This is a genomic window from Pseudodesulfovibrio nedwellii (genome assembly GCF_027923765.1).
GTDB lineage: Bacteria > Desulfobacterota > Desulfovibrionia > Desulfovibrionales > Desulfovibrionaceae > Pseudodesulfovibrio > Pseudodesulfovibrio nedwellii.
On the sequence record NZ_AP026709.1, the window covers coordinates 1,483,913 to 1,500,807 of the forward strand.

Here is a 16,895-nt window from a genome sequence, read left to right on the forward strand (position 1 = left end):
TTATGCCAAAAATGATTGACACCGACAAAAGAGAAGAATAATCGCAGAAATAGAGATTGTAATTTCGCCTCATAACGTTGCTGTTTTCCATAACGGGAGGATGTCATGACCGAGACTCGCACGACCGATCAATCCACGCAATCACGCCGGACCAAGATGGGATCATCCATCATACGTAGGCTGGGATTGCGAGGAAAACTCCTCCTTGCTTTGCTCCCCCCCATTGTCGCCATTCTGCTTGTGACCGGATATGCTTCGTATACCGTTTCCGAAGACTTCATAGACATTGCCCTTGAACGATCCGTAAAAATGCATACCCTGGCCATGGCGCATGAAGTTGAGGAACTCCTCGAACAATGCCGGATCGACCTTCTTTTCTTTGCGCAAGGCAAAATGGAACCAAAAGCCCTACGTTCCATGCTGGAAAAACGTCTGCGTTCAGGTGGCAACCAGTATTTCGAACTCTCCTTTATTCCGGCCTCAGGCGGCCAACCGTTTGCACTCATTCAGCAAGATGGCATAATACAAGAAATTCACGCCGACGCATTCGATACTATATACCCGAACCCTTTTGAAGAGTTGAACAAAATTGATTTTCTCAAAGTCGGACAGGTGCTGCCTTCAGATATTATCGAAACGGTTTACCCCATGCCCAGTCACACGGCCTCGAACAGACACATCAAAACACGCATTCTCCGTTTTTACACATACTTCCCAGGTGATGAAATTTCGCCCCCCGGCATCCTGTTCCTCTCCGTAAAAGCTACCGATATTCGCAATATTCTTTCCTGGTATAATTCGGAAGAATCACCATTGTGGGCATTTCCACGGAGTGATGAACTTCGATTCAGCTACTTCCTCAACAATGATGGCTGGATGCTCTTTCAATCCGAAGCATTTAACGAAACCAACAAAGAGCTGACCACCTATCTTGCCAGAGAAAACTTCAGCGGCACACTGGGGAAAGACGGTCATGCTGCGGCATTTCGCCCTAATGAGAATCATGTCCGATATTGGGCAGCTGTCAACGACATCAACAAAGGGGAAAACGGTCTTACTCAGGTTGCTGAAGAACGCATCGGTGATTCAGCCGTAAATTCATTCTATTTCAGTTATGCCCCAGTTCGCTTTTGGGGCGACAGTAAAGATAAACCAACATCATTCGGCGGTGTTGTCTTCGTTGACAGAACCCAACTTCCCATCATTGCAGGTTACAAGAATCTGGATGTGATGCTTTTTGTCACAGCCGGAGCAATTCTCTTGATATCCTGCCTCGTCTTCTGGTTTGGCCGCATCCTCACACGCCCAATTCACGCCTTGGCAACCAAACTTGATTCATTGAATTCATTGGAAGAAATGGAAGAGATCAACCTCCCGTACAGCGGAGCAGACATCACCCAACTTCAAAAAGCAATCAACGTCATTATTCGCAAGGTCAAACAGCAAGTGGTTGAGATTCAAGTCAAGGATGAAGCCATTCTTAACGTGAACAAACGGGAACGCGCCCCGCTAAAAAGGGAACGAGAAACCCTTGCAGAAGCCGAATTGAGCCGTATCCCGGAAATCATTGGCATTGGCCCGGTCATTTCAAATATGAAAGTAAACATCCTGAAAGCCGCCCAGGTGGAAGTCGACGTCCTCATCTCCGGCGAAACCGGCACCGGCAAGCAACTAGTTGCCGAAGCCATTCATTCCCACAGCAATCGCACAGACAACCCGTTTATCTCCATCAACTGCGGTGCCTTAGATGAAAACCTTTTGCTCGACGCCTTGTTCGGACATATCAAAGGCGCATTTTCGGAAGCCAAAGAAGACCGTAACGGCGCATTTATCGAAGCTGATGGCGGCACTCTCTTTCTGGACGAAATCCAATCAGCCTCACCCAAGGTGCAACAATCTCTGCTCAGGGCCATTGCATCACGCAAAATAAAATCACTGGGTAGTGACAAGGAGTGTGCCGTAAACGTACGCATCGTCGCGGCAACCAATGTGGATATCCCTGACCTGATCGAACGAAGAACATTCAGAGAAGACCTGTATTACCGACTCAAAGTTGTTTCCATCGCAACCCCGGCTCTTCGTGAACACCGAGAAAACATCCCGATGCTCGCAGTCTATTATCTCAACCAGGCGGAACAACTCGCCGGACGAGAAAGCCTTGACCTGAGCAAAGGGGCACTTGCGAAGCTCGTCAACTACCAGTGGCCCGGCAATGTTCGCGAATTGGTCAACTGCATTACCAGAGCCGCTGTCATGGCAGAGAATGATATCATTCAGGCCGAAGAAATCCGCTTGGAAAACGAAACGCCTCAGCCCGTAACAGAGCAAAACGATACTCCTCCGATCACACCGAAAGAAGAGAGTGATCCCTCGGTGAATCGAGTTGAGCCAACGCCACCCCCGGCAATGGCTTCCCCGCTGAACGCTCGCCAAAAAGAAGCGTGGCCGCATATACAAAAAAAGAAATCAGTGACGCGCAAGGAATACCAGGAACTGGTGAGCGGCACACTGCCCACACGAACGGCAATTTACGACCTACAGGACTTCGTCAAACGAGGGCTCCTTATCAAACAAGGGAAAGGTCCTTCTACAAGATATGAAGTCGTCAAATAACGATTTCAGCGTCCCAATTTTACGCTGTGGCAACAACAATTCATAAGGGGAATGACGGGCTTCGTTGGTGACAAATGACGGCACTCTAAGGTATTCATGCACCATGAAAGTAACCTTCCTGCTCCGTATTCATTTATTGCTCTTTATTGTCCTCGCAACATCTCCAGCCCTTGCGGCGGAGTCCTTACGCATAAGTATTTTCCCTTTTTCACCACCATTTTCGTATTATGCAGTCCAAAACGGCAATAAATACTTACAAGGATACACGATCGACGAGAGTCTGGCTGTAGGAAAAGAGCTCAAACAAGATATTGAATTCATTGCAGTAAGCGCCATCGATAGACAAATAGGAATTCTCAAAAAAGGCGACATAGCGCTCATTGCTCATGATTCCGCTTCCTATGCGAAAACACATGGGCTAACCTTTATCCCCGTGGGAGTCAGCCTACAACACCACTTGTATATCCATGAGGCATGCGCCCCCTGTATTGATCTGCATAGCCCTGAAACTCTTCGGAATAAACGCGTTGTCACGGTCAAAGGCGCCCCTTATGTCATGGATATTTCGATGGTTCCCAACATCATCGAAGCGCCTTCAGCTCTTGAAGCCCTGAATCTCCTCAACCAGGGAATTGCCGACATTTATATAGCCCCGTCCGAACGAGTGGCAGATTATCTAATCGTTGCCAACGGCTTTGACGCTGTCCTCAAGGACGGTGACTTTATCGGTGAAGCCCCATTAGGATTCATCGTCAATCCCGATGACACGGAACTCATCAGTCGCCTCAAAACCGCCATCAAAACATTGGAACGACAAGGCACACTTGCAAGCATCCGAGACAAATGGTTCGACCAACCACATGAGTTCTCCCTCTCAAAATACTCCAAACAGATCGCCCTCACAGCGCTGGGTATAGCCACCCTGTTCGTAATGTTCGGTGTGTGGAATCTTTCCCTGAAGCGACGGGTAGCTCAAGTGGCGCGAGACTTGCGCCAGACTGAACAACGATATCGAGATCTCATCGAGTCATCACCCGATATGATTTTTTTGGTGACTGAGGACGGCGAAATCCTCCACGCCAATGAACGAGCATGCACCAATCTCCGCTTGAAGACACCGTTTAAAGGGTTAAACCTGCAGAACCTGATCGCACCGGAAGACAAAGAAGAAGTCGCCCCCTTTCTGGACAAGGTGTTCAACGACGGATGCGATAAATTCGAATTCAGGATGGACGAAAAGACAAGGCAGGACATGGAAGTTGAAATCGCAGGACGTATTCTGCAAGGCCCCATTCAACCGGGACTGCTGGCCTGCCTGTTCGCACGTAACGTCACGGACAGAAATCGTATGGAAGAAGAGCTCATCCAGTCAGAACGACTCGGCATCATAGGGAAAATGGCCGCAGGAGTAGCTCATGAAATCAACAACCCGCTGGGCATCATCCAATTCAACGCAGAAGATATGCTCTATGCGGAAGAAATGAGCACCGAAGCCAGAGAAGGACTTACTGCCATCTCCCGCAATGCGGCACGGGCTGCGGACACGATCACTCATCTGCTGGATCTGGCATCGCCTAAACCAATGGCAAACGACATCCTCCATCTGGACGAAGCGGTCAAGGACTGTATCGCTCTGCTAGGGCCCAAAATCAAAAAGACTACGCTCACACTGGATATTCAAAACGAACCACTGAGCATGCGCGGAGACTCCAGAGCCATCCAGCAAGTTCTGGTCAACCTTCTGCTCAATGCCTTGAGCAGTATGCAGGGCAAGAGAAGCATCTCCATTTTCGGCGACAGGTCCCACGAAAGCATTCGGCTTGTCATCGAGGACAAAGGGAAAGGCATTGTGCGAAAAGATCTCCCTCATATTTTTGATCCATTCTTCACATCCAGAGAAAACGGATTTGGACTGGGATTATTTATCACACGACGCATTGTGGAACGTCATGGAGGCATCATTTTTGCTGAGTCCGAGCCAGATAAAGGAACGCGAATGATTTTGGAATTTCCCCTGCACGAAGATGAAGAGAGCGTATAATGACCGACAAAATATTACTGGTCGATGACGAACTGGACTTGCTATCAACGGTTTCACGCGCCTTAAAACGACAGGGGTACACTGTCCACACGGCTACTTCTGGCGCAGAAGCTCTGGAAGCCTTGTCAGAAACCATATATGACCTCGTCATCAGCGACCTTGCCATGGAACCCATCGACGGCATGGAACTACTCAAACGGGTCCGTTCCATTGACACCCTCTTACCGATAATCATGATGACCGGCGTCGGGAGCATCGAAACCGCTGTGGAATCCATCAAACTCGGTGCCTATCATTATATCACCAAACCATTCACCCCGCAGGAGTTGTTGCTCCTCGTCCACCGGGCCATCGAGCATGGGCAACTCAATCGCAAACTCGAATCCATTCAGGCTCGTGACGACAATAAAGAAAGTGATTCCATGGTTATCGGCAACAATGCCATGATTCAACAAATGATGACAACCATGGATAAAGTGTCTGAATCGGATGCCCCTATTCTAATTCAAGGAGAGACCGGCACCGGTAAATCCCTGTTCGCCAAACGCATTCATACGATCAGCTCACGAGCGGATAAATCATTTTTTACCATAGATTGTGGAGCACTCACTGAGACCCTGCTGGAAAGTGAGCTTTTTGGTCACGTTAAGGGAGCATTTACCGGAGCAACACGAACCAAACGCGGCCTACTCGAAGAAGCACAGGGCGGCACTATCTTTCTGGACGAAATCGGCGATTTGTCGCCTTCAACACAGGTTAAACTTCTGCGAGCCATTCAGGAAAAAGAAATCAAGCCTGTGGGCAGCAACACATCAAGCATCATTGATGTCCGATTTCTCGCTGCCACCAGTCGCGACCTTGAATCAGGGGTGGAGACCGGCGAATTCCGCAAGGACCTCTATTACCGCCTTGCAGTCATTCCCGTTCGTCTGCCGCCACTGCGTGAACGTCAGGATGACATCGTCCTGTTCGTCGATTTCTTTGTGCGCAAATTCAACAAGCGCTATAACAAAGCCGTGACAGCCATTGACCCCAGTGCCATGCAGGTCATTCTCGATTCTCCATGGCCGGGAAATATCCGAGAACTGGAAAATGTCATTGAACGCGCCGTCCTTCTCGCAAATGGTGAAACCATTGCCCTAAACAGCCTCAACACCTGCCCACAGTCCTTTGCTACAATGCAAACTCATAATGCCCCTCTCCCACTCAAGACCGCAGTCTCGAAAGCTGAAGCAACCGCTATTCGCACGGCCTTGAAAGCGACCAATGGCAACAGGTCAAAAGCAGCGCAAATTTTGGGCATCGGCAGAACGACCCTGTATGAAAAAATTGATGCTTACCGCATAGACTGACAATTAAAATCAACACAACAACAGCCAAAAAAGGGGCGCCCAACACCCGATGTGTTGGACGCCCCATATCTATTGAGGAGGTTAAACTCTTTAGTAAACCGGCATGGTGTTAGGACCATCGTCGGTATCAACTTCGACCTCTTCACCCTCGTCAGTCATGGAAACATTGGAAAGAAGGCCGCCGCCGGTCATTTCACCGACTCTGGGCTTCTGTCCCTTGACGTTGGGGATCTGAAAACTGTTGTTTGCCGGAGGCACAACAGCAACTTCTTCAGCGTGTTTACCCTGCGGTGCCCACTCGTAGGGGACACGATAGGCGCGGTACACGTAATTGGTGCCGGGGATATTGCCGGGATAAGGAGAAATATATTCCCAGACAACCTCGCCTTCATGGGTCACTTCAATGAAGCGGCCATTGGAACCTTCGCAAATCAAAGTATTGCCGTTGGGCAAACGCTGTGCGGAACTAATAAAGGGGCTGAACTCTTCATAGCCAAAGAGCTTCCAGGGCTTCTTGCGGGACTTGATGGAATATTCCCACACAACTTCCTTGGTCACAGGATCAATTTCCAATACGCGTGAGTAGAAACGATGGATTGTTGCCAGTCCATTGGGGGACATAGAATTTGGTGCACCGTAGCCAGCCTGACCACCGTTGTCATAGACCATCACGTTGCTTCCACCGGGCAAGCCATTGGGAATCATATGTGTATGGTGGGGTCCAAGAATCTGACCAATCTTTGCTTCTGCGACCTGAGTATAATCCGGGCCGAGACGCCAGACGACCTTGCCGGTCTCGTGGCTGATAATACACAGAATATTGGCTTCACGAGAGTCAAAAATGATGTTGTCAGGATGAAAACGCTTGTCGCCTGCATCGTACCATCTGTTGGGCCCGAGGTAGGATGCACAGTTCTGATGCCACCAGTCAAAGCCGTTCTTTTCGGCACCGGCCTTGGGGCTCCAGCCTTTGATGGCCTTGATGGCATCCTTATCGAAGCCATATTCCTTGAAATGCTCAGAAGCGACCCATTCCCAAATGACCTTACCGTTTGCATCCACTTCGTACACGGTGTCGTCCATCAGCACATGGTCGCTGACATCCTTGTTCACGTGCCACTTATGCCCCAGAATCAGGGTCTTGCCCTTCATCTTGTAGCTATGGCCCGGCACATAATAAACTGGGTTACCTGCATGTTGCAGGTCATGATGCTGTGTGGAAATCCACATATCGCCTGCAGCTGGATTCTTGGGGTCTTTGACAACCTTGGCGTACTTACCGAATTCCCAAACGGTCTTGCCATTCCAGTCGAGCTGCTTCACGGTTATGGCATCATCAATGTACCCCTTCCAACGCTCGCCGGTGGAAAGGAGCTGGCCGCCGGGCAGCATCTTTGCGGGGAAACCGTTCACGCCTTCCCATTCATTGACGAGATTGCCATTCATATCCACAAGGCGGGCTTTACCACCTGCAATCAGCGTGTAGCCATTAAACGTCTTGTCCGGGGAATACTTTACAGTACCAGTCGGAAACACCGAGGTGGTAGCATAGGCTGCTGTAGCGACGAGAACCATCGCAAAAGCCAGCAAGGCCTGTCGTGTTAACCTTTTCATTCAATCACTCCATTCTGCTATGAGTCATCCGATTATTAAAGCAATCCAAATGGATCGCTCTCCTCTTCTTCCGGCTTACATTTCAAGGAGTGTTCCAATCATGATTTCATGGAACGACAAGATGATACAAAATTCACATTCAAATAAAAGTCTTAAATTACAAACGGATAGGACCTCTCAAACTTGTTATCAATCGATCAGATTTCCACCCAAAACAACATGGTGTTATTTTCGTCACAGCCGGTTGTCCGGCTGACCGAACACTTGTGCGTGGTCTCGGACAGAACAACCGAATGCTCTCTCATTCTGACCGACAAAAACAAAAAGGGCCTCAAGCATTCGCTTGAGGCCCTTTGCCTTTTCCTGGCTAACAGGAGAAACCTTCTAACACTTGGACGGAGCCAGTGCAGGCTCTGCATCCGGGTCAAAAACGACATCACCGTCATCAGTAACCTGCGGATTCAATTCTTCCAGAAAATCCTGTGTCATACCGGGAACCTTAACCATGTCGTCAGCCTTTTTGAACGGTCCGTTGACGGTACGGTATTCAACAATGGCCTTGGCAATGTCCTCAGAGACATCTACGTCTTCGATGGACATAAGCTCTTCCACGCTGGCCTTATTGAAGCTGACAATATCATCCTGAGCAAAGGCCGCTGTGGCAAACAACATGCACAGTGCAGCCAGACAGATGGTTATGATAAGTTTGTTCATACTATTTCCTTATACTTTTTATAAAGCGGACAGGGCGACGCGGAGGGGGCATCACCCTGTCCAGAGAGAAGTTCTGTTATTAATCAGCCTTGATACGGAATGTGGTATTTTCCGGCGGAGTGACGGCCTTCTCCTTGGGCTGCTTCAACTGGGGAACATAGTCATACGGTACACGCATGGCACGATAAACCAGATTGTAATTACCCTTCTTGGTGTAATACGGGCTGATATATTCCCAAACAATTTCGTGATCCGGGGTCACTTCTTGGAACTGACCGACTGCGCCGTTAGTAATCATCGTGTTGCCATTGGGCAAACGCTGTGCAGAGGACACGTAATCGGAATAGAACTGATACTTGTTACGCATACCCATCTGCTTGGCGGAATGTTCCCACACGATTTTCAGAGTACGAGGATCGAACTCGATAACGCGGGAATAGTCACGACGAGCATTTGACCAGCCATAAGGGGCACCGGGGTTGCGCGGGCCGTAACCAGCATAACCGCCATTGTCGTAAACCATGATGTTACCTTCACCCGGCAATCCCTTGGGAATCATGTGGGTGTGGTGCTGACCAATGATCTGGCCGAGCTTCTTGTAGGCCTTCTTGTACTTCTTGCCGTTGAATTCCCAGACGGAATCCTTGTAATAATAGGGACCAATCTGCCAAACGAGCTTGCCCGTCTTCTTGTCGATGATGCAGGACGTGTTGGTCTGCCGGTTGGAAATAATGATATTATCCGGGTTGAACATGGAATACGTCTTCGGATCTTCATCGTACCACTTGTTGGGGCCGAGATAGGAAGCCGCGTTGACATGAATCCAGTCGCCACCCTTCTTGCCCGGAGTACGGGTCATGGAGAAAGTGGGGTACTTGCGCAGAGTCTTCTTGAATTCCGGGGGGAAATTCATTTCGTCAAAATGGTCGGAAGCGAGCCATTCCCAAATGATCTTGCCGTTCTTATCCACTTCCACGATATAATCGTCGTACAATTCTTTTTTCGTAATCTTATCATTGTGTACGAACTTGTGGGACAAAATCAACATCTTGCCCTTACGGTTGTCCACAGGCATGCCGGGAGCGTGGTAGCCGACCGGATTGCCTTCGAACTGGTAATCATGGTGCATACCAGCACGGGGAATCTTGCGAACGACCTTTTCATTCCAATCCACAACCACGAGGTCAGTCGAAGATTCGTCGCCCCAAGTCCGACCCTTTTTCTCAGGCGAAGGACGCTTGGCACCAGCCAGATAGCCACCCTTCAACAACTTGGGAGGATGCTCTGCCTGACAAATATCCGTCCACTGTTTGACCACGTTACCGTTCATGTCGATAAGCACGGTGCCTTCAGCTTCAACTTCGGTACCGAACACGGTAAAGCCATTCCAGCACTTCGAAGGCTTATAAATGGTCGTGCCATGAGGAAATACGGTGGGAAAGCTCATGGCCTCCATGGGATTGACCAACGCGGTGGCGGCAAGAGCTGCGCACCCGGTCAAAAACTGACGTCTTTTCATGTCCTCTCCTTAAAGTTCACTTCCACGACATTGACTGCCACGGATAAGATTATGCAATTTCACTTCACATAAAGCACAGATCGTGCCGAAAAGAATTTTCATAGTATTTTAATGAGATAGAGAACAAAGCAACATCTTTTGAGTGCGTCCTCATGCACACTCGCCCGAACAGTGTACGGACTGACGCACACCCGGAGATTCAAAAGAAAGGCCCCCTGCACACAAAGGGTGCAGGGGGCCTGTTATTCTTTGTAATCAGATAGACCTAGTATGCATGCATGGCAGGGCCATCCTCTTCTTCGGTATCATCATTTTCATTAGCGAATCCTTCGCTTGTTCCACCGTCAAGGATTGCACCACGCTTATAGTCTTTGTAAAAACGCGGACAGTCATCGCCACAAATATATCCCTGCGGAGTCATATCCTTACCCTTGAAGGCAGGATAATCCTTGCTGTAACGATAAGCGCGATGAATGTAGTTGTTTGCGATATCATACGGGGTCATCCCTTTCTTGGCCGTATATTTTTTGCTTTCATCAAACATACAATGCGCTTCTTCACCGAATATGGGATTCACAAATTCCCAAACAACCTTGGGATTCTTGCCGCCAGTTACTTCGATCAGATGTCCCTGACCGGTTGAAGTGATAAAAGTATTACCATTTTCCAAGCGTTGTGCGCCACCTTGGTACATGGAATAAAAACTGTTAGTCAGCTTACTTGTATACTCCCAAACAACTTTGCCGGTTTTGGGATCCATTTCCACTGCGCGGGAACGGTTTCCTTCAGGACGATACCAACCATTGTCAAAAATCAAAAAATGACCATTTTGCAACCAAGTAACATGGTGATTACCAAACAGTTGTTGATCACCGTTATCGATAAAGGCAGGGGCCTTTCCGGCATCATGTGTACTCGGATTACCCCATCGGTATTCGATTTTTCCAGTCTTACGATCAATTACGTAAAATTCACCAAAGTTACGAGAATTCAGGACAATTTTTTTACCGTCTGGAGATACATCAACGGAGTTGCAATGCGTCCAATCAACAACGTCCATTAATTCGACGATGTTACGATCACCCCTGAGATACCAGTTGATATCAATCTTATCCGGTCCGGTTCCAATATGGTCCCAAATATGCCATTCCCAAACAACCTTGCCATTCTGATCAACCTCTTGGACATAATCAGCCCAAGTGTACTTGAATTGCATCCCCCACAGCTTCAAACCGCCCTTGGGCATAGCCTTGGGATCACGGCCTTTTGCAATGGCTTCTTCATTCGTTTTTCTTTCCCAGCACAACACAAGAGTATTGCCGTTAGGAAGTCTGCGAAAAGAATGATGCTGAAGAGACGTATCGCTAAAATTCTTATACTTCCATACGAGTTTGCCATCCCAATCAAACTCTTCCAAAAGCCCACCCTCTCCGCCGAAACCGACAGTGGCAGGCTTATCCAGATGGCTAGCTCGAAGCAGATGCCCATTGGGAAGCAACTGGGAGTGGGCTCCGGCTTTAAACTTGTGCTTCCACGTATGAACAATATTGCCTTCCATATCTATCAGATAAGTAGACGTTCCCATGCCAGGATCAAATAGTGTATACCCTTCAAGAGCCTTGCCTTCTTCATACTTCAAAACACCGGTGGGCCCGGTCAATGCCTCATAAGCCTGTGCCGGAACAGCCAACACAACTGCTAACAGCGCGGCCAGTGCAAATGTGTAAAAATTGGATTGCTTGCGCATTCGTCCTCCTCAAAATGATTGTTACAGTAGATACACCTACAATCCAACTTCCGTGCCATTATTCTATTTTTTATTACTCAATATATTCAGACACTTAAACTCAATTTAAAATTCATTCATGCCAAGTTCCGCACACCACACAAAGCGACTGTGTTAACGCCCGCACAGAAGTCCATAAAAAAAGACGACCCCGAAGGGCCGCCCTGTTTGAATTCATATAATATCGTAAAGACCTAGTATGCATGCATGGCGGGGCCATCTTCTTCCATGCTGTCGTCTTCCTCATCAGCGTATTCGTCTGTATCGCCGCCTAAGGTTGCACCCTTTTTAAAGTCACGGAAAAAACGCGGACAATCATCGCCACAAACATATTCTTGTGGAGTAAGGTCTCTCCCTTTCAGACCAGGGTAGTCCGGGCCGTAACGGAACGCACGATGAATCATGCCCCACATGGAATCATCATGACCATCATAGATAGCATCTTCGTCACCCAATACGCACTTAGCCTTACCAAAGACGAAGGGATTAACAAATTCCCACACGATTTTCTTATCGTTTGTTACTTCCATGACGTGACCACCATGGGTGGAACAAATCAAGGTGTTGCCATTGGGCAGACGCTGCACTCCACCCTGACGATGAGAGGAAAAGCTGTTGCTGTGCTGTGTATGAAATTCCCAAACGACCTTACTCGTCTTAGGATTGACTTCAACTGCACGAGAAAGTCGCTTCTCCGGTGCTTCAGAACCGTTATCAAAAAGGAGAACGTTACCATTCTCCAATGGAACCGCGCAATGCTGGCCCCATATTTTCTGATCGCCATTGTTGTACCAACTTGGCTTTTGGGCCTTGGGATTCCAAGCGGTATCGTTACCCCAGCGATACTCAATTTCACCGGTCTTGTGATTAACAAAATAAAACTCGGACAAGTTACGGGAGTTCAACACGATGGTATCAGTTTCCGGGATATAACTGACCGTATTGAAATGAGACCAATCGTATGATGAATAAATGGAACCAACCGGTTTCGGAAGAACATAATTAAAATCGAGTTTTTTTGGTCCCTTACCCATATGATCGGCTGTATGCCATTCCCAGACAGTCTTTCCTTTGGAATCAACTTCACGAACGAAATCATTCCAAAAACCTTCATGACTAGCCCCTTGATACACAACAGGCTCGGAAGGGATAGTCTTGGGATCACGACCCTTTTTTATGGCCTCTTCCTTGGTCATGTATTCCCAGCCAAGGATCAGGGTGTTGCCATTGGGCATACGATGGAAAGTATGGTGATGGATCTCCTTGTACGGCTCGGCCATCTCATATTCCCAAACGACATTGCCGTCCCAGTCGATTTCTTGAACGATGCCACAAGCACCTCCAACACCGACATATTTTTTGAGATCTTTTTTACCCAGTTTCTTCCCATATTTCTTCTCCAGCTGCTTCTGCTGATTGACACGTCCACCACGAAGAAGATTTCCATTAGGCAACAGCTCAGCATACAAACCAGGACCTGTTTCGCAATCCCACGTGTGAACAATATTACCTTCCATATCAATCAGGTAAGTAGTCTTGCTCCCAACTTGGGGCGAAAACAGGGTATAACCTTCGTAGGCTTTTCCTTTTTCATATTTCAGGACGCCGGTGGGTCCTGTAGCAGCCTCATAAGCCTGTGCCGGTACAGTGAGCACAACCGCCAGCATAGCGGCCAGTGCAAATGTGTAAAAATAGGATTGCTTGCGCATTTGTCCTCCTCAAAAAATTTGTTACAATAGATGCGCTTCTAATCCAACAATCATGCCAGCACACAAAATGAAAAATTTCACAATATTATAAGCTATTACGGCACCACAAAAGGCCACATGTGCAGAACATCGCGCGGTTTTACCGCACACTGTATAGAGCGCCGCACAGGTTGAAAAATATCAAAGATTATAGGTATCGATTTTATCGTAGAGCGTCCGCCGACCAATGCCGAGGATCTTGGCAGCCTTGGAACGGTTGCCTTCTGCAACGGCGAGAGCCTGCCGAATAGCGGAAATTTCAGCCTTTTCAACGGCACTTTTCAACTCAACTGGCTGACTAGGATTTTCGTACTTGTTTTGAGCACATGTTCTCGCATTGGTACACAAGGAATCAAGCGTAATGATATTATCGTCTGAAAGCAGCACAGCACGCTCAATAACATTCTCCAGCTCACGAATATTCCCCTTCCACGGTGAATCCATAAGCATTTGTAAAGCACTCGGAGACAATTCTGTAACATCCTTGTTGTACCGGGTGTTGAACTTGCGCACAAAGTGATCGACAAACAACAGAAGATCATCCTGTCGTTCTCGCAAAGGAGGCAATCGCAACGGGATAACAGCCAAACGGTAATAAAGATCCTTACGGAACTCGCCTGTTTCCACCCCTTCGTCCAGGTTCCGACTCGTGGCAGAAAGAAAACGAACATCGATATTGATAGGAGTGTTGCCACCCACTGGCTTAATCTCCAGCTCCTGAATTGCCCGAAGGAGTTTCACCTGCGTAGACGGTGACAGTTCACCTATTTCATCCAGAAAAATCGTGCCACCCTGCGCTTCTTCAAGCAGACCGCGTTTGGCGCGCGTTGCCCCGGTGAAGGCTCCCTTAACATGACCAAACAACTCACTTTCCAACAGATTTTCAGTGAGCGCACCGCAATCAATAGTGAAAAAAGGTTTGTCTGCACGAGAACTTGCCAAATGAATCCGCTTGGCAAACATGGACTTGCCAGTACCGGTCTCGCCCTGAATGAGTATGGGGGCATCTGAACCAGACACCTTATCCACAGTGTTCATCATCTGCTGGATAACCGCGTTGTTGCCAATGACCATGGCACCTGTCTGATCATCTTCTTCCTGGGCATTGAAAGATTCCAGTTTGCGATGCAACTCACCGTGTTCGATGGCCCGGCGGGCGAGTAAAGCCAACTCCTGAGTCTTAAACGGCTTGGTAATATAATGGTAGGCACCAAGCTTGATGGCATCCACCGCCGTCTCAATAGACCCCGCTCCGGTCATAATTATAAAGGGCAAAATGCTATCAATAGTCCGCACCTGCTTGAGCAATTCAAGTCCGCCCATAGGCTCCATGGCAAGATCACTGACAATCAGATCATACATGGTTTCAGAGAGAGCCTTCCACGCTTCCTCACCGGACGAAGCTGTATGCACCACATATCCCTGACGGCTCAAAGATCGCTTCAGGATGGAAAGCAATTCCTGTTCATCATCTACGAGCAGTATTTTATGAAGCATCAGTCTTATCCTTATGTCGATATGCGGGAAATTCCAAAATCATACGAGTGCCGTCCCCAGCTTCCGACTCAGCGAAGATCAAGCCGTCATGACGCTCAACCATACGACGGGTAATAAACAGGCCCAAACCGAACCCGCCCTTGCGAGAAGTAAAAAAAGGCTCAAAAATACGTGGCAAATTCTTACGAGGAATTCCTTTCCCCTCATCTTTGACCTCCAGTCGCACAGTCTGAAGATCATGTTCTCCCTGCCGCCAAACCAAAATCTCAATAAACCCAACCCCGTCCATACTCGCCAAGGAATTAAACAGCAGATTCACTATAACCTGTTGCAAGACACGATTATCGCCTCGAATAAAGAGAGGGCCGTCCTCCACACGCACTTCAATTCTGCTCTTTTTCGCCTTGGGACCAAGCAGGGAAAGCGACTCATAAATCATGTCGCCTACATTGATTTTTTTCAAAGAAATGGGTTTAGGGGAAGCCGCTTCAAGCAGGCCTTTGGTTATCTCACCCGCACGGATGGCATTCCGCTGAATGGCAGACAATCCTTCCTTCACATCCTTGTCAACATTAGCTTCACACAAAAGCTCTTCGGCGTTGGCCTGAATAATGCCCAACGGGTTGTTGACTTCATGGGCTATACTTGCCGCCATCTTCCCGATAATTCCAAGTCGCTCAGATTGAATGAGTTCCTCTTCCATACGATTACGTTCCATCACATTTCGCGCAAAGAGACAGGCAAGGAGCTCTGTATGCAACGGCCCCTGTATAACGCGACCGGCAATCTCCACTTCCATCGGGTTGCCTGACACACTCTGCATGCTGAATTCATGCTTGTCGCACCCGTCATTAAAAACTTTGGTCAAAAACGCCGCGATTTCATCAACATCATCAGGGACCATGATCTGCCCAAGATTCACAATATCATCCTGATCCGGAAACAAAAGAAATGATTGAGCGCGCTCGTTGGCGTGCAAGATATCGCCAGCCTCGTTGACCAAAAAAATCACATCCGGGGAAGACTCGATCAAATCACGATACCGTTGTTCTGTCCGACGTAAATCGCTGGCAGCTTTGTCCACTCGACGTTTGAGCGAAACATTCCACAAAACAATACCGATAAAAATCAAGCCGACTATCGCCACAGCAATGGCAATATGTTTGGCATAGTAAGTGAGGCCGTCCCTTCGCGAATGCTCACCAAACCATTTATCTCGCAATTGAGCCAAATGTCCGGTTTCCCGCAAGTGCCGCACGGCAGACATCAGGTCAGCGGCAAACTGCCTGTCGTGCCGAGAAACAGACAGTCCAAGAGGCACTTCACCCAAGACCTTCCCTTTTTTCTCGATATTCGAAAAACCATTCTGATCGATCAGGTAATCCGCCACCCTCTCGGACGGCGCCACAAAAATTTCAACAACACCCTGATCAAGCATACTCAAGGCTTCAAGCGGAGAGGTCACTCTGATCACATCATCGCCGAACTCGACTTCCGGGCTATAGGGAGCCCCGGTAATAGCCACCACACGCTTGCCAGCGAGTTTATTTGAATTATTAACCACTGGACTCTTCGTGTTGACGAAAAGATGATTACGCAGACTGTATCCCAGCGGAATAAAAACAAATGAAGAACGGGAAGATGGACGTGATCCGTGTGCCATGAGGTCAAGTTGCCCGTCTGCATACATGCGAGGGTAGTCAACCAGACTATCTACAAGGACAAATTCGATATCCGCATCAAGCAGTTCACCAAGCAAAACCCATTCATCGATGGAATAACCACGAACCCCTTGTTCGCCATCCTGCATGGCAAGAAACGAAAATGGTGGAGATATAGCCCGAATACCAACTTTGCAAGTCTCACGACACCACGCATTGCCAGCGGAAAAGAAAAGAACAAACGCCATAAGAATCAGGCTGAGGTAAACGGAGCGTCGCATGCCGGTCCCATAACGCAAAGAGCCACTATGCACCAGCCCGTACAACGTCCATTTCCCAAAAACAGGGAC

At 48.3% G+C, this 16,895-nt stretch carries 10 protein-coding genes; 3 read left to right on the forward strand and 7 right to left on the reverse strand.

Annotation, left to right across the window (positions count from 1 at the left end; translation table 11 throughout):
• Positions 1–105 precede the first annotated feature (105 nt).
• The 3 genes from SYK_RS07075 to SYK_RS07085 all read left to right on the forward strand — a co-directional run bounded on the left by SYK_RS07075 (position 106) and on the right by SYK_RS07085 (position 6,006).
• On the forward strand, positions 106–2,613 hold the full coding sequence (locus SYK_RS07075; protein ID WP_281762890.1) for a sigma 54-interacting transcriptional regulator: 2,508 nt from the start codon (positions 106–108) through the stop codon (positions 2,611–2,613).
• Between the two features lie 103 nt (positions 2,614–2,716).
• A complete protein-coding gene (locus SYK_RS07080) occupies positions 2,717–4,654 on the forward strand; it encodes an ATP-binding protein (protein WP_281762891.1) in 1,938 nt (645 codons plus the stop codon).
• The gene (locus SYK_RS07085) at positions 4,654–6,006 is read left to right on the forward strand and encodes a sigma-54-dependent transcriptional regulator (protein WP_281762892.1); all 1,353 of its coding nucleotides are present in this window, start codon (positions 4,654–4,656) and stop codon (positions 6,004–6,006) included. The genes SYK_RS07080 and SYK_RS07085 overlap by 1 nt, the downstream gene beginning before the upstream one ends.
• A gap of 90 nt (positions 6,007–6,096) precedes the next feature.
• Here SYK_RS07085 and SYK_RS07090 read toward each other — a convergent pair whose 3' ends face one another.
• From SYK_RS07090 to SYK_RS07120, 7 genes are all read right to left on the reverse strand, one after another.
• Positions 6,097–7,620, reverse strand: coding sequence for an aryl-sulfate sulfotransferase (locus tag SYK_RS07090; protein WP_281762893.1), 1,524 nt, complete (start codon positions 7,618–7,620; stop codon positions 6,097–6,099).
• 384 nt (positions 7,621–8,004) lie between these two features.
• A complete protein-coding gene (locus tag SYK_RS07095; protein ID WP_281762894.1) occupies positions 8,005–8,334 on the reverse strand; it encodes a ComEA family DNA-binding protein in 330 nt (109 codons plus the stop codon).
• A gap of 79 nt (positions 8,335–8,413) precedes the next feature.
• Positions 8,414–9,853: an aryl-sulfate sulfotransferase gene (locus SYK_RS07100; RefSeq protein ID WP_281762895.1), complete on the reverse strand. Its 1,440-nt coding sequence runs from the start codon at positions 9,851–9,853 to the stop codon at positions 8,414–8,416.
• Between the two features lie 265 nt (positions 9,854–10,118).
• Complete coding sequence (locus SYK_RS07105; RefSeq protein WP_281762896.1) at positions 10,119–11,600, reverse strand: aryl-sulfate sulfotransferase; 1,482 nt, start codon at positions 11,598–11,600, stop codon at positions 10,119–10,121.
• 233 nt (positions 11,601–11,833) lie between these two features.
• A complete protein-coding gene (locus SYK_RS07110) occupies positions 11,834–13,348 on the reverse strand; it encodes an aryl-sulfate sulfotransferase (protein ID WP_281762897.1) in 1,515 nt (504 codons plus the stop codon).
• Between the two features lie 180 nt (positions 13,349–13,528).
• Positions 13,529–14,884: a sigma-54-dependent transcriptional regulator gene (locus SYK_RS07115; RefSeq protein WP_281762898.1), complete on the reverse strand. Its 1,356-nt coding sequence runs from the start codon at positions 14,882–14,884 to the stop codon at positions 13,529–13,531.
• Positions 14,874–16,826 (reverse strand): ATP-binding protein, encoded by a 1,953-nt coding sequence (locus SYK_RS07120; protein WP_281762899.1) that lies wholly within the window; start codon positions 16,824–16,826, stop codon positions 14,874–14,876. Before SYK_RS07120 ends, SYK_RS07115 begins: the two co-directional genes overlap by 11 nt.
• Positions 16,827–16,895: the final 69 nt, after the last annotated feature.